We start from the raw sequence: 13,816 nt of genomic DNA on the forward strand, positions 1-13,816 counted from the left end.
GAGATCGACGCTCAGGCTGCGACGCGAGCACCACTCGTGTTACCAAGGAAGAGTCCGCGACGCATGACCGAGGGGACCTCGTGGCATCCAGCTCGCCCGTATCCGCGCGCTTTACCCGGCGTCGGCTGTTCCAATTGTCCGCCGGTTTTTCGGTGCTCGCCACGGCTGCCTGCAGTTCGACGTCGGATGCCCCGGTCCCGAACACCGCGGTGCCCAAGCCGGACGGAGCGCTCGGGGCGAATTTCAACGCCGATCCGGACACCATGGGCTGGGACGAGCTTCAGCGGTCCGGCGCGAAGTGGGTGCGCGGGTTCACCGCGATGCCCGACCTGGACAAGCACGGCGCCACCGAAAACCCGACGATCAAGACCTTGCTGCAAGCGGCCGATCGCCAGTACGGCACCGTTCTGTCGCTCAAGTTTCCGTATTTTCCCGACTCCCACAAGCCGATTCCGCGGCCCGGGACCCCGGAGATGCAGGCCGATCTCGCGCGGGTCGACAAAGTGCTTCCCGCGGTCATGGACAAGGTCGACATCCTCGTGATCGGCAACGAGCCGTTCATCGAATGCCCGCGGGCGGACTGGAACAACGGCGCGCTCAACGAATTCTACGAGACCGTCGCCGCTCACGTGATCAAGCAGCGCAAGGGAAAGACCGTCCTCTATATGGGCGCGCTCAACAATCTCGAGGATCCCAAGTGGACTGGCGCGGGCACGGAACGCTGGCTGAAGTACGTCCGCGACACGCCGGAGATCGCGGGCACCGACCTTCATCCGCACGTCGGTGCGCCGGACGAGGTTCAGGCGTTTCTCGATTACACCCTGCCCAAGCTGGGCGGCAAGAAGTTCCTCGTCACCGAGTTCTCCCTGGTGCAACTGTGGAAGAAGCATCTCGCCGACCGGATCTCGGCCGAGTACGCGGGCAAGTACCACGTGCCGCAGGACACCAAGGTCTGGCAGGTCATCCGCAACGCGCTGCACCAGCCGTTCCCCAAGGCGCGGTGGGACGATTTCCTCCGCACCAGCCTGTGGTTCGAGAACAACAAGAACTTCCTGACCGACCAGATGACGAAATTCCGCGCGACCGGAAAGCTCGCCGTCGCCGCGTACGGCATCGATCAGGGCATCGCCGCGCTCAAGGGCGGGGACTTCGGACCGGATACTCCGCCGTGGCTGCTCAACAGCGTGTTCGCACGGGCGACCGTGCAGAAGAATTCCGACGGCACAATTGCGCCGAATTACGCTTGGATTGAGGAATTCACCGCGCTCCAGAAGCATTAGCCAGCGCAGCAAGGAAAGCGTCCGTCGTCGCGCGGTCTCGGACCGCGAGGCGAAGGTGGTCGGGGCCAAGGCCGGGGAAAGTGTCGCCGCGACGGACGGCGTAGCCTGCTTCGCGCAGTCTCAATCGGACGTCCGCGCCGCCGGGGACTCGGATCAGCACGAACGGGCCGCGCGGGGTGCCGAGTACGGGAATTCCCTGTGCGGCCAAGCCGGATTCCAGGTAGTCGCGGTCGGCTTCCGCGGCGGCGGCCAGTTTTTCAGCTTCTTCAAGGGCGGCGGGACGGCAGCAGGCAACCGTCGCTACAGCGGCCAAAGTGGACACTGACCAAGGTGGCTGTACCGCGCGCAAACGGGCGATCAGTGACGGTTCGGCGAGGACGTATCCGGCTCGCAGGCCCGCCAAGCCCCAGGTCTTGGTGAGGCTTCGCACCACCACCACGCCGGGGATTCGTTCTCCGGCAAGGCTTTCGACTTCTCCGGGGACGGCGTCGAGGAAAGCTTCGTCCACCACGAGCACCCGCCCGGGGCGTGCCAAGGCCCGCAGCGAATCGGCGGGGTGCAGGACCGAGGTCGGGTTGGTCGGGTTGCCGACGAAGACCAGGTCGGCCGAATCAGGGACCGCGGCGTGCTCCAGGCGGTAACCGTCTGCTTCGGACAGGATAACCCGGTCGACGGTGTGTCCGGCGGCGCGCAGAGCGGCTTCCGGTTCGGTGAATTGCGGGTGGACTACCACTGCGTGCTCAGCGGGAAGCGCAGCCAGCAGCGTGAACGCTTCCGCGGCACCGGCAGTCACCAGGACGTCGGCGAAATCCCGGCCATGGCGGGCAGCGACGGCTTCCGCGGCGCGGGTCGGGTCCGGGTAGGCGGCCAGGTCATCCAGGGCGGCGGCGAGTTCCGCACGCAGCCACGAAGGCGGAGCCGGGAGCCGGACGTTCACGGCCAGGTCGACAAGTCCCTCGCCGACTTCGCGATCGCCGTGGTGGTGGAGGTCGTACTCAGCCATGGACTGCTGCCAGGGAATGGGCGCGCACCTGCGAGGCGAAACGGTCCGCCAGTTCGGGATGCCCGGCCCAGTGAACGTGCAGGTAAGAAGCGTGCAGCGAATCGGAAGCAAACCCGTCCAGGCTGCGATCCCAGCCCCACGCGGCGGTTTCTCCGTGCGCGGGAGTGATTTCGGTGCGGTGGAATTCGTGTCCGGTGACCCGTTGCCCGGCCGCTGCGAGCACGTTGTCCACGACCGAGACCGCCCGGCGGTAACCGAGTTTCCCCCGCGACGTCATGGTCGCGTCCGCGGCGACCGCGCCGACCATCGGCAATCCGTCCAGCGAACGACACAGGTACAGCAAGCCCGCGCATTCCGCGCTCACCGGCATTCCGGCGTCGATAGCCGCCCCGACCACCGTCCGGAGTTCCACATTGGACGACAGCTCGGCAGCATGCACCTCCGGGAATCCGCCGCCGAAGTACAACCCGGCGCACCCGGCGGGCAGGGCCTTGTCTCGCAAGGGGTCGATGTCCACGACGTCGATTCCGCGAGCGGCCAGCAATTCGATGTTCTCAGCGTAGCGGAAGGTGAACGCCGGACCGCCCGCAGCGGCGAGGGTCGCACGCGGACCGTCCCACTCGGGACCGGCATTCCACAAAGGACCATTCAGTGCGGGAGCGCTTCGGGCCACCCGCACGATGCCTTCGAGATCGACCCCAGCGGCAACCCATTCCGCCAGTTCCGGCAGCAGCCGCTGCGACTCCGCGGCTCGTTCGGCGGCCGGAACCAGCCCGAGATGCCGACTCGGCGCGTGTACATTTTCGTTACGCCGCAAGGCGCCCAGCAACGGGACGCCGGTCGCTTCCAGCGCGGTGACAATCTCGTCCTCGTGCCGTTGCGAGCCCAGTTTGTTCAGGATCACCCCGGCCAGCCGGACCCGGGTGTCGTACTGCGCGAACCCCAGCACGGTCGCCGCGACGCTGCGCGAAGCCGCCGAAGCGTCGACCACCAGCACGACCGGCGCGTCGAGCAGCCGCGCGACGTGGGCGGTCGACGCGTAGCCTTCGGTGCCCAAAGCGCCGTCGAAAAGGCCCATCACGCCTTCGATGACCGCGATGTCCGCGCCCGCGGAACCGTGGCGCAGCAACGGAACCAGCGTGTCCTCGCCTTGCAGGAACGGGTCCAGGTTCCGTGCGGGGCGACCGGTGGCGAGCGAATGGTAGCTGGGGTCGATGAAATCCGGACCGACCTTGTGCCCGGACACGACGTGCCCGGCGGTGCGCAACGCGGCCATCAGACCGGCCGCGATGGTGGTTTTGCCGTGCCCAGAACCGGGTGCGGCAATGACGACCCGTGCTACCACTCGATCCCCCGCTGGCCCTTCTGCCCGGCGTCCATCGGGTGCTTCACCTTCGTCATTTCCGCGACCAGGTCCGCGGCCTCGATCAATTCCGGCGGCGCGTAACGGCCGGTGATCACGACGTGCTGGTGCCCGGGCCGCGCGGCCAAAGTGGACACGACGTCGTCGACCTCGAGCCAGCCCCATTTGAGCAGGTAGCTGAATTCGTCCAGCACATAGAAATCGTGCGTTTCGGCGGCGAGCCGGCGCTTGATTTCCGCCCAGCCCTCCTGGGCGTTGGCGGCATGGTCCTCTTCGGACCCTTGCTTGCGCGACCAGCTCCAGCCCTCGCCCATTTTGTGCCACTCGACCGGACCGCCCTGTCCGGTGTCGTCGTGCAGCTTCCCGAGCGCCTTGAACGCGGCTTCCTCGCCGACGCGCCACTTCGCCGACTTCACGAACTGGAACACGCCGATCGACCAGCCCTGGTTCCACGCGCGCAAAGCCATGCCGAACGCCGCGGTGGATTTCCCTTTCATCTCGCCGGTGTGCACGGCGAGCAGCGGGCGGTTGCGGCGCTGCCGCGTGGTGAGCCCGTCCTTCGGCACGACAGCCGGTTTTCCCTGCGGCATCAGGCAGCCCTCCCCGTCCGTTCGCGCACGGCCGAGGCCAGCGATTCAGCGGCCACCTCGGACAGTGGCACGTGCTCGGCACCCAAGTGCCCGGCCAGTTCCGCGGCCAGGCCGAGACGCATCCGGCCGGTCTCGCAGTCCATCACGATCGTCGTCACGTCAGTCAGCAAACCCGCGGCGGCCTTGGCTCGCGCGACCGCGTCGGAACCGCTCGTGGCGCGGCCGTCGGTGACGAGCACCAGCAGCGGCCGACGGCGCGGATCCCGGATCGCCTCGACGCGCAGCACCCGCGCGGCTTCCAGCAATCCCTCAGCCAGCGGCGTGCGGCCGCCGGTCGGCAAGCCTTCCAGCCGGGCCGCTGCGGCTTCGACACTGATCGTCGGCGGGAGCGCCAGCTCGGCGTCCGCGCCACGGAACGTGACGAGACCGACCTTGTCTCGCCGTTGGTAGGCGTCCAACAGCAGCGACAGCACCGCGGTCTTCACTTCCCGCATCCGCGCCCGCGCGCCCATCGAGCCCGACGCGTCCACACAGAACAGCACCAGATTGCCTTCGCGGCCTTCGCGCAGCGCGAACCGCAGATCCGCGGACCGCACTTCGAGACCCGCCCCGGACCGGCCCCGCGCCTGCTGATGCGGTGCGGCAGCACGGATCGTCGCGACCAGGTGCGGCCGCCCCTCCCGCACGCTGGGCGGCTGCACGCCGATCGTCCGGCCGGTGTCGGTGATCGCGCGCGACCGACGGCCCCGCTCGCCCTCGCCAGTGCCCTTCACCCGGAAGACCCGCGCCCGAAAGGTATCCCCGGCACTGACCGTCTTCTGCGGCGAAGACCCATTGCCCGACGGGGCCGGGGTTTCGCCGCTGTCCGCGGGCGGAGGACCGTCCGAACCGGACGGGCCACCGTCCGGCGGCGGCCCGCCGTCATCCGGACCGGGGCCGCCCTCGCCGGGACCGTCGTCGTCCGGTCCCTCGGGCGGCGGCTGCGCATCCTCCAGCGCCTGCTCCAGCTGCTCCTCGGAAATCCCCGGCGCGTCAAACGGATTCCGCCGCCGCCGGTGCGGCAGCGCGAGCCGCGCCGCGACCCGGATGTCCTCGGTGGTGACCTCGGCGCGCCCGGCCCACGCCGCGTGCGCGACCGCCGTCCGCGCCGTCACGATGTCCGCGCGCATGCCGTCGACCTCGAACGACGCGCACACCTCGGCGATCTGCCGCAGCGCCTCGTCCGGTAGCTTCACCGACGGCAGAAGCCGTTGCGCCGCCTCGATCTTCGCCGCCAGGTCCGCGTCCGCCGAGGCGTAGCCGTCCGCGAACCCGTCCGGATCCGCTTCGTAGGCCAGCCGCCGCCGGACGACCTCGACGCGCTGCTCCGGATCCCGGCTCGACGCGACCTCGACGGTCAGCCCGAACCGGTCGAGTAGCTGCGGCCGCAGCTCGCCCTCCTCCGGGTTCATCGTCCCGATCAGCACGAACCGCGCCGCATGCGAAACCGAAACGCCCTCGCGCTCGACCGTCGCCCGGCCCATCGCCGCCGCGTCGAGCAGCGTGTCCACCAGATGGTCGTGCAGCAGGTTGACCTCGTCGACGTACAGCAGCCCGCGATGCGCGGCGGCCAGCAGGCCGGGCTGGTAGTCGGTGACGCCCTCGGCCAGCGCCTTCTCCAGGTTCAGCGAGCCGACGACCCGGTCCTCCGCCGCGCCGACCGGCAGTTCCACCAGCCGCGCCGGCCGCCGGTGCGCGGGAGCGCCCGCCGCGTGCGGCCCGTCCGGGCACGCCGGGTCCGGGCTGACCGGGTCGCACGAGAACCGGCAGTGCTCCACCACGTCGACGCCCGGCAGCAGCCCCGCGAGCGCGCGCACCATGGTCGACTTCGCGGTGCCCTTCTCGCCCCGCACCAGCACCCCGCCGACCGCGGGCGAGATCGAGGACAGGACGAGCGCCAGACGCAGGTCCGGCATCCCGACGACAGCGGTGAACGGATAGGGCTTCAAGAGCACTCCCTCGTGGGTCGGCGTCCGGCCGATCATCGCACAGCGAAGCCGTCGCTTAGGGTGGGAAATCGTGCGCGAAGAATCACGCCTGACGGTGGTCGGGATCGGGGCCGACGGGTGGGCCGGGCTCACCCCCGCGGCCCGCGACGCCGTGCGGCAGGCGGATGTCGTGCTCGGTTCGGAACGGCAGCTGAAATCCCTGCCCGCGGACCTCCGGACCCAGCCCTGGCCGAGCCCGCTGCTCCCCGCGCTCGACGAAATCCTCGCGAAGCAGACCGGCCGGGTGTGCGTGCTGGCCAGCGGCGATCCGTATCTGTCCGGCATTGCCACCACCCTCCGTGACCGCGGCTACGCGCTCGACGTCCACCCTGCGGTTTCGTCAGCGACACTGGCCCGCGCGCGGCTCGGCTGGTCGTTCGAGGAAACCGAGGTCGTGACAGTCGTCGGCCGCGCTGTCCACCGCGTCGCGCGAGCCCTGGCACCCAACCGGAAACTGCTGGTCCTGGGCGCCTCCGCAGCAGAACTGCGCGAGTTGCTCAAAGCCCGCGGGTACGGCGATTCCGCCCTGACCGCCTGGGAAAACCTCGGCGCGGACGACGAGCGCGGCTCCGACGGCTGGACCTGCGACCCCGGCCCGCTCACCGTGTTCGCCGTGCTCTGCAAGGGTCCCGGACTCCCGCTCGTCGGCCTCCCCGACGACGCCTTCGAGCACGACGGCCAGCTCACCAAACGCGACCTCCGCGCGTCCGCCCTCGCCCGCCTCGCCCCAGCTCCGGGCGAACTTCTGTGGGACGTCGGCGCGGGCGCGGGCAGCATCGGGATCGAATGGTCCCGCGCGCACCCGCTGAACCGCGCCATCGCGATCGAACGCGACCCCGCGCGCGCCGAACGCGTCCAGCGCAACGCCAATACCCTTGGCGTGCCGGAATTACAGGTGGTCACCGGTCCGGCGCCCGAGGCACTCGCCGGACTTCCCCGCCCGGACGCGATCTTCGTCGGCGGCGGCCTGACCGTGCCCGGCGTCCTCGACCAGTGTGTCGAAACCGACGCCCGGATCGTCGCGCACGGTGTCACCCTCGAAGCCGAGCAGATCCTGGCCGCCGCGTACGCCCGGCACGGCGGGGAACTGCAACGGATCTCCGTGGAGCACGCGAAACCGCTCGGCGGGTTCACCGGATGGACGCCGTCCCGAGCAGTCACGCAGTGGAGCTGGAAATGACCGTTTACTTCATCGGCGCCGGACCGGGCGCGGCCGACCTGATCACCGTGCGCGGCCGCGACCTGCTCGCGCGCTGCCAGGTGTGCCTGTACCCGGGCAGCATGACGCCGACCGACCTGCTCGCCTACTGCGCGCCGGACGCCGAGCGCGTCGACACCGCGAACCTCAGCCTCGACCAGATCACCGCGAAACTGATCGAAGCGCAGCAAGCCGGACACGACGTCGCGCGGTTGTGTTCGGGCGATCCGTCGCTGTACAGCGCGGTCGCGGAACAGGTCCGGCGGCTGGAACCGGAAGGCGTGCCGTACGAGATGGTGCCCGGCGTTCCGGCGTTCGCCGCGTCCGCCGCCGTGCTCGGGCGCGAACTGACCGTCCCGGGAATCGGGCAGAGCCTCGTGATCACACGCGCACAGGCGAGGTCCACCGCGATGCCGGACGCGGAAACGCTGGAGAATTTCGCCCGCACCGGCACGACTCTCGCGCTGCACCTGGCGATCAACCACATCGAGCGCGTCACCGAAGAACTCTCCGGGCACTACGGCGAGGACTGTCCGGCCGCCGTCGTCGCCCTGGCCAGCCAGCCCGGCGAAACGGTGGTCCGCGGCACGCTCAAGGACATCGCCGGACAAGCGCGGGCCGCCGGAATGACCCGCGCGGCCACGATTTTCGTCGGCCGGGTCCTCGCCGCGGGCGGATTCCCGGACAGTTTCCTGTATTCGAGCACCCGGGACCGGGCGAGCCAACCGGAGTCGTTGTGACCGAACTGCGCTGGGGCCTGCTGGCCACCGGGACCATCGCCGCCGAATTCGCCGCGGGCGTCGAGCAAAGCCGCCACGGCGTACTCGCCGCGGTCGCCTCGCGCACGGCCGAGCGGGCGCAGGATTTCGCGACCAGGTACGAAATCCCGAAGGCGTACGGCAGCTACGAGGAACTCCTCGCCGACCCGGACGTCGACGCGGTCTACGTCGCCACGCCGCACGCGCAGCACGAGGAATGGGCGATCCGGGCCGCCGAAGCGGGCAAGCACGTGCTGTGCGAGAAACCGCTCACGCTCACCGCGCCCGACGCGGAGAAAGTCATCGATGCCGCGCGGCGCAACGACGTTTTCCTCATGGAAGCGTTCATGTACCGCATGCACCCGCAGACGCGACGGCTGGTCGAGCTGATCGAATCCGGGGCGATCGGCGAGGTCCGCGCCGTGGACGTCACGTTCAGCTTCGACTCCGACGCGAACGACGCGGCCCGCCTCGGCGACCCCGCGCTCGGCGGCGGCGGAATCCTCGACGTCGGCTGCTACTGCACCTCGCTGGCCCGGCTGGTTTCGCAGGCCGCGACCGGAATCCCGGCGGTCGAGCCGACCCTCGTCACCGGCATGGCGCGGCTCACCGAAAGCGGCGTCGACGAGTTCGCGATGGGCCTGCTGCGGCTGCCCGGCGACATCATCGCGCAGATGTCCTGCGGTTACCTGCTCACCCAGGACGACCACATCCGGATCTACGGCACCGCCGGCCAGCTGTACGTGCCGAAGCCCGCGTGGATCCACGAACTGCGCGCGCCGGGCGTTTCGACGATCGTGCTGACTCCGTCGGACGGCGAGCCGGAGGTCATCGAAATCGAAGCCACCCAAGGGATTTACGCGCGGGAAGCGGACTACGTCGCCGCGCATGTCGCGGACCGGCAAGGCCCGGAACTGACCTGGGCCGAAACAGTCGCCAACATGCGCACGCTCGACCGGTGGCGCGCGGCCGTCGGGTACGGACGATGACCGTCCTGATCCTGGGCGGCACCGCGGAAGCCCGCGACCTTGCCGCACAGCTGCACGAACGCGGCGTCCCGGTGGTCTCCTCGCTGGCCGGACGCGTCACGCGGCCACGGCTTCCGGTCGGAGAGGTGCGGATCGGCGGGTTCGGCGGCGTCGACGGCCTTACGGTCTGGCTGCGCGAAAACGGTGTCTGGGCAGTGGTCGACGCCACGCATCCGTTCGCGGAACGCATCGGTGCCAACGCTTTCCACGCCACGCAAGCCGCCGGCATTCCGCTCCTGCGGCTCGCCCGCCCCGGCTGGCAGCCGAGCGAAGACGATCGCTGGCACTGGGCCGCCGACCTCGAAGAAGCCGCCGCGCTCCTGCCCGGCCTCGGCACCCGCGTGTTCCTCACCAGCGGCCGCCAGGGCCTGGCAGCCTTCGCTGACCTCGACCCGCTGTGGTTCCTGATCCGCTGCGTCGACCCGCCCGGCCAGCCGCTGCCGCGCCGGCACGAGGTGGTGCTCGACCGCGGCCCGTACCGCATCGAGGGCGAACGCGCGCTGATGACCGAACACGACATCGACGTGCTGGTCACCAAGGACAGCGGCGGCGCGATGACGGCCGCGAAGCTGACCGCCGCGCGGGAACTCGGCCTGCCGGTGGTCGTCGTGCGCCGGCCGCCCCGACCGTCCGCTCCGGAAGCCACGGAAACCACGGACGCAGCCGCCGCCGTCGAATGGGTGCTCAGCCAATGAACGCTGGATCAATGAACGCCATGTTTTACGAAGTCCTGCACCGCCGCCGCGACGTCCGCGCCGAGTTCACCGGCGAACCGATCGACGATGCCGTCCTCACCCGGGTGCTCGAGGCCGCGCACGCCGCGCCGAGCGTCGGGATGAGCCAGCCGTGGGACTTCGTGCTCGTCCGCGACCCCGCCACGCGCGAGGAATTCGCCCGCCACGTGCACGAGGAACGCGACGTGTTCGCCGCGTCCCTCGACGGCGAACGCGCGGAGACGTTCGCCAGGATCAAGGTCGAGGGCATCCGCGAATCGAGCCTCGGCATCGTCGTCACCTACGACGAGCAGCGCGGCGCCCCGGCGGTGCTCGGACGGCACGCGATCGCCGACGCCGGGCTGTACTCGGTCTGCCTGGCGATCCAGAATCTGTGGCTCGCCGCGACCGCGGAAGGACTCGGCGTCGGGTGGGTGAGTTTTTACCGCGAACCCGCGCTCGCGGACCTGCTCGGCATTCCCGCCGGGATCCGCCCGGTGGCCTGGCTTTGTATAGGACCGGTAACGAATCTGGCCGAGGTTCCCGACCTGGAGCGGCACGGCTGGCGCAGCCGCGCACCCCTGGCCAGCGCGTTACACCACGAGCGGTTCACCCCGCGCGACGAGGGGTCCGCGCAACGACGTCAATCATGACCCAATAGATTCCCTCTAATGCGTCCGATTGCCGTAGTGCTGGGGTTGCTTTCGGCGCTGTGCGCCCTGGCCTATCCCTTCCTGCCGGTCGTGCAGGACACCGCGGAAGTCGTCTGGCCCGTCGCCTCCGACACGCGTTCCGTCAACGCGCCCTTGACCGGGTACTGGGCACAGGACCTGAAGGCCGAACTGCCCTGCGAGACGATCCGCTCGCTCGACGCGCGCACGAACGGCCCCGCGCTGCTGTTCTCGACCGTTCCGGACGGGCGCACCGGCAAGCACGCGGCCAACGGCGTCGGCATGCAGCTGCGCGTCGACAACGGAGTGCTGCTCGCGTCCAGCCAGGGCCAGCAGATCGCGCAGCAGCCGCTGCCGCAGGACGGCTGCAAGGTCACGCTCGACTCGGACGCGACCCAGATGACCCTCTCGGTCGGCAAGACCCCGATCTTCCACACCACCGGCGACGTCCGGCCGCGCGTGCTCGGCATCTACTCCTCGATCACCTCCGCGCGCGACCCGATCGCCGGGCTGCACGTGTCGGTCGTCCCGGACACCCGCTACCAGACCTCGCCGACCACGCTGAAGATCGTCGTCGGCATACTCGCCGCGCTGTCGTTCCTCGGCTGCCTGATCGCGGTGTGGCGGATGGACTCCGGGTTCGCCCGCCGCGCGCCGCGCTGGGCCCCGGTCGGCTGGTGGCGGCTGACCGGCCGCGACGCGACGGTGTTCGGCGTGCTCGGCGCGTGGGTCTTCATCGGGCCGGTGACCTCGGACGACGGCTACATCCTCACCATGGCCCGGGTCACCGAGGCCACCGGGTACCTCACGAACTACCACCGCTGGTTCGGCGTCGCGGAGGCCCCGTTCGGCTGGTTCTACCACCTGTACGAGCTGATGACGCACGTCAGCACGGTGCCGCCGTGGATCCGGCTGCCCTCGTACCTGCTGGGCGTGATCAGCTGGCTGCTGATCAGCCGCGAGGTGATGCCGCGGCTGGGCACCCAGGTCCGCCGCAGCCGCGCCGCGGGCTGGGCCGCCGCCGCGGTGTTCCTGGTCTGGTGGATGCCCTACAACAACGGCGTCCGGCCGGAACCGGTCGCCGCGCTCGGGTCGCTGCTGGCGATCTGCGCGGTCGAACGCGCGCTGGTCACCCGCCGTCTGCTGCCGCTGTGCCTCGGGCTGACCGCGGCCGCGTTCACCCTCGCCGCGACGCCGACCGGGCTGATCGCCGTGGCCCCGTTCCTGGTCGCCGGGAAACCGCTGTTCAAGCTGGTCCGGCAGCGGTCGGCGAGCGGCTGGCTGCCGATGCTCGCGCCGATCCTCGCGTCCGGCTTCCTGGTGCTCGTGGTGATGTTCGCCGACCAGACGTTCGCGACGGTCCAGGAGGCCACCCGCATCCGCACCGCGGTCGGCCCGAACCTGTCGTGGTTCCAGGAACTCGCGCGGTATCAGTTGCTGTTCGAGAACCTGCCGGACGGCTCCGCGCCGCGCCGGTTCCCGGTGCTGCTCGTGCTGCTCTGCACGGTCACCTGCCTGGTGGTGCTGCTGCGCCGCGGCCGCATCCCCGGCGCGGCGCTCGGGCCGAGCCGCCGGCTGATCGGCACCACCGCGCTGTTCTTCCTGCTGCTCGCGCTGACCCCGACGAAATGGACGCACCACTTCGGCGCGTTCGCCGCGGTCGGCGCGTCGATGGCGGCGCTCACCGCGCTCGCGACCAGTTCCACCGTGCTGCGCTCCAACCGCAACCGGGCCGCGTTCCTCGCCGTGCTGCTGGTGGTCGGCGCGCTCGCCGCGACCGGGCCGAACACGTACTGGTTCGTCTCGCGGATCGGCGTGCCGTGGACGAACGTCGCGCCGTCGATCGGCGGCATCCCGCTGTCGACGATCCTGCTCGCGGCCGCCGCGATCGCCGGGATCTACGCGTTCGTGGAGAACATCCGCGCGCACCGGCCGGGCCCGGCGCTGACCCAGCAGGAAGGCCGGAGCCGGTCGCTGCGGCTCGGTTCGCTGTCGCTGGTCGTGGTGTGCGGCCTGGTCGCGGCGGGCGAGATCTACACGATGGGCGCGGCGATCTACTTCCAGCGCGACAGCTACAGCCTCGGCGCGGCCAACATCGGGCACCTGTTCGGCAGGAGCTGCAACCTGTCCGACCACGTGATGGTCGAGCGCGACGCGGCGAAGAGCATCCTGCACCCGCAGCCCGAACAGCGGACGGTGCCGGAGAAACCGGTGACGCAGAACCCGCCGAACCCGCTGCCGAGCCCGGACCAGGACAACGGCCGGATCCAGACTGGCTTCCACACCAGCCCGGTCGACGACAAGGACCCGCTGGCCGAGCCGCCGCACGGGTTCAAGCAGGACCAGGTGCCGATGTGGAGCAGCTACCTCGACACCCAGACCCGCGCCGGACGGCTGCGCAGCGACTGGTACGCGCTCACCGACCGCACCGAGAACGGCCAGATCGTGGTCGCCACCGCGAGCCAGCCGCGCCGCCCCACGTCGGTGAGCCTGGAGTACGGCGTCAATACTCCCGAGGGCGTGCGCGTGCTGCGCGGCCAGTTCGCGCTCCCGCCCGGCGCGGGCACCGGCGGCTGGAACGACACCCGGATCAACCTGCGCGACCTGCCGCCGGAGACCACGTCGGTGCGGATCGTCATGGTGGACAACGACCTCACCGAGGACGGCTGGATCGCCGCGTCCGCGCCGCGCGTGCCGACCTTCACCACGCTCACCGACAAGCTCGCGGGCAAATCGGTGTACATCGACTGGCCCGCGTCGTTCGTGTACCCGTGCGCGAACCCGGTCACCTCGCACGACGGCATCTCCGCGATGCCGGACTACCGCATCACCGCCGGCCAGCTCGCCGACGAGGCGAAATGGGCGTCCAGCACCAACGGCGGCCCGAACGGCTGGCTCGAGGAGATCGCGGACGAGCCCGAGGTGCCGAGCTACCTGAACGGGCAGCCCTACCAGTCGTGGGGACAGCTGCTGCAGATCGAGCCGTACACGACCGGGGTGGCGCCGACGGTGCGGCACGGCGAGAAGACCGTGTGGGGCTGGTGGTCGCCTGGACCCGGGCCTTCGCAGCCGAACGGCAAGGACCCGACCCGCTAGCCGGGTTGGCTGCCTTGGGGAAGGTTGCGTGACAACCGCTCGGTTCGGCGCTCTCGAGTTCGGGCTACGCCTCGAAATATCTTGTCGAG

The 13,816-nt window shown here is 70.2% G+C and carries 11 protein-coding genes; 7 read left to right on the forward strand and 4 right to left on the reverse strand.

The genetic code is table 11. The features are described from left to right. Nucleotides 1-134: 134 nt before the first annotated feature. Nucleotides 135-1,280 (forward strand): hypothetical protein, encoded by a 1,146-nt coding sequence (locus DMP23_RS06995; RefSeq protein WP_337820504.1) that lies wholly within the window; start codon nucleotides 135-137, stop codon nucleotides 1,278-1,280. Here DMP23_RS06995 and cobC read toward each other — a convergent pair. Genes cobC through DMP23_RS07015 form a run of 4 tightly spaced genes read right to left on the reverse strand, consistent with a single transcriptional unit; the run spans nucleotide 1,258 to nucleotide 6,224 of the window. After that, entirely contained in the window at nucleotides 1,258-2,283 is a 1,026-nt protein-coding gene (cobC, locus tag DMP23_RS07000; protein ID WP_337820505.1) for an Rv2231c family pyridoxal phosphate-dependent protein CobC, read from the reverse strand. The two genes, DMP23_RS06995 and cobC, sit on opposite strands and share 23 nt — an antisense overlap. Next, nucleotides 2,276-3,628, reverse strand: coding sequence for a cobyrinate a,c-diamide synthase (locus DMP23_RS07005; RefSeq protein WP_337820506.1), 1,353 nt, complete (start codon nucleotides 3,626-3,628; stop codon nucleotides 2,276-2,278). The genes cobC and DMP23_RS07005 overlap by 8 nt, the downstream gene beginning before the upstream one ends. Next, a complete protein-coding gene (cobO, locus tag DMP23_RS07010) occupies nucleotides 3,622-4,236 on the reverse strand; it encodes a cob(I)yrinic acid a,c-diamide adenosyltransferase (RefSeq protein ID WP_134730433.1) in 615 nt (204 codons plus the stop codon). The genes DMP23_RS07005 and cobO overlap by 7 nt, the downstream gene beginning before the upstream one ends. After that, nucleotides 4,236-6,224, reverse strand: a complete 1,989-nt coding sequence (locus DMP23_RS07015) for a putative cobaltochelatase (protein WP_337820507.1) — start codon at nucleotides 6,222-6,224, stop codon at nucleotides 4,236-4,238. The genes cobO and DMP23_RS07015 overlap by 1 nt, the downstream gene beginning before the upstream one ends. Before the next feature lie 70 nt (nucleotides 6,225-6,294). Here DMP23_RS07015 and cbiE point away from each other — a divergent pair, with 70 nt between their 5' ends. The 6 genes from cbiE to DMP23_RS07045 are packed head-to-tail and all read left to right on the forward strand — an operon-like array spanning nucleotide 6,295 to nucleotide 13,727. Then, complete coding sequence (gene cbiE / locus DMP23_RS07020) at nucleotides 6,295-7,443, forward strand: precorrin-6y C5,15-methyltransferase (decarboxylating) subunit CbiE (RefSeq protein WP_337820508.1); 1,149 nt, start codon at nucleotides 6,295-6,297, stop codon at nucleotides 7,441-7,443. Beyond that, nucleotides 7,440-8,201 carry a precorrin-4 C(11)-methyltransferase gene (gene cobM / locus DMP23_RS07025; RefSeq protein WP_337820509.1) on the forward strand — a complete coding sequence of 254 codons (762 nt, stop codon included), beginning with the start codon at nucleotides 7,440-7,442 and terminating at the stop codon, nucleotides 8,199-8,201. Before cbiE ends, cobM begins: the two co-directional genes overlap by 4 nt. Beyond that, nucleotides 8,198-9,208 carry a Gfo/Idh/MocA family oxidoreductase gene (locus DMP23_RS07030; protein WP_043839026.1) on the forward strand — a complete coding sequence of 337 codons (1,011 nt, stop codon included), beginning with the start codon at nucleotides 8,198-8,200 and terminating at the stop codon, nucleotides 9,206-9,208. Before cobM ends, DMP23_RS07030 begins: the two co-directional genes overlap by 4 nt. After that, on the forward strand, nucleotides 9,205-9,942 hold the full coding sequence (locus tag DMP23_RS07035) for a cobalt-precorrin-6A reductase (protein ID WP_337820510.1): 738 nt from the start codon (nucleotides 9,205-9,207) through the stop codon (nucleotides 9,940-9,942). Before DMP23_RS07030 ends, DMP23_RS07035 begins: the two co-directional genes overlap by 4 nt. An 11-nt stretch (nucleotides 9,943-9,953) precedes the next feature. Then, on the forward strand, nucleotides 9,954-10,613 hold the full coding sequence (gene bluB, locus DMP23_RS07040; RefSeq protein ID WP_337820511.1) for a 5,6-dimethylbenzimidazole synthase: 660 nt from the start codon (nucleotides 9,954-9,956) through the stop codon (nucleotides 10,611-10,613). A gap of 18 nt (nucleotides 10,614-10,631) precedes the next feature. Next, nucleotides 10,632-13,727, forward strand: a complete 3,096-nt coding sequence (locus tag DMP23_RS07045; RefSeq protein WP_337820512.1) for an arabinosyltransferase domain-containing protein — start codon at nucleotides 10,632-10,634, stop codon at nucleotides 13,725-13,727. Nucleotides 13,728-13,816: the final 89 nt, after the last annotated feature.

Origin of the sequence: Amycolatopsis sp. A1MSW2902, assembly GCF_017312175.1 — a bacterium.
GTDB lineage: Bacteria > Actinomycetota > Actinomycetes > Mycobacteriales > Pseudonocardiaceae > Amycolatopsis > Amycolatopsis nivea.

Excerpts from the sequence above, each read along its gene's own strand:
- DMP23_RS07035 (WP_337820510.1), top strand. The coding sequence starts at position 9,205 with ATGACCGTCCTGATCCTGGGCGGCACCGCGGAAGCCCGCGACCTTGCC.
- cobC (WP_337820505.1), bottom strand. The coding sequence starts at position 2,283 with ATGGCTGAGTACGACCTCCACCACCACGGCGATCGCGAAGTCGGCGAG.
- bluB (WP_337820511.1), top strand. The coding sequence starts at position 9,954 with ATGAACGCCATGTTTTACGAAGTCCTGCACCGCCGCCGCGACGTCCGC.
- cobM (WP_337820509.1), top strand. The coding sequence starts at position 7,440 with ATGACCGTTTACTTCATCGGCGCCGGACCGGGCGCGGCCGACCTGATC.
- cobO (WP_134730433.1), bottom strand. The coding sequence starts at position 4,236 with ATGCCGCAGGGAAAACCGGCTGTCGTGCCGAAGGACGGGCTCACCACG.
- DMP23_RS07045 (WP_337820512.1), top strand. The coding sequence starts at position 10,632 with ATGCGTCCGATTGCCGTAGTGCTGGGGTTGCTTTCGGCGCTGTGCGCC.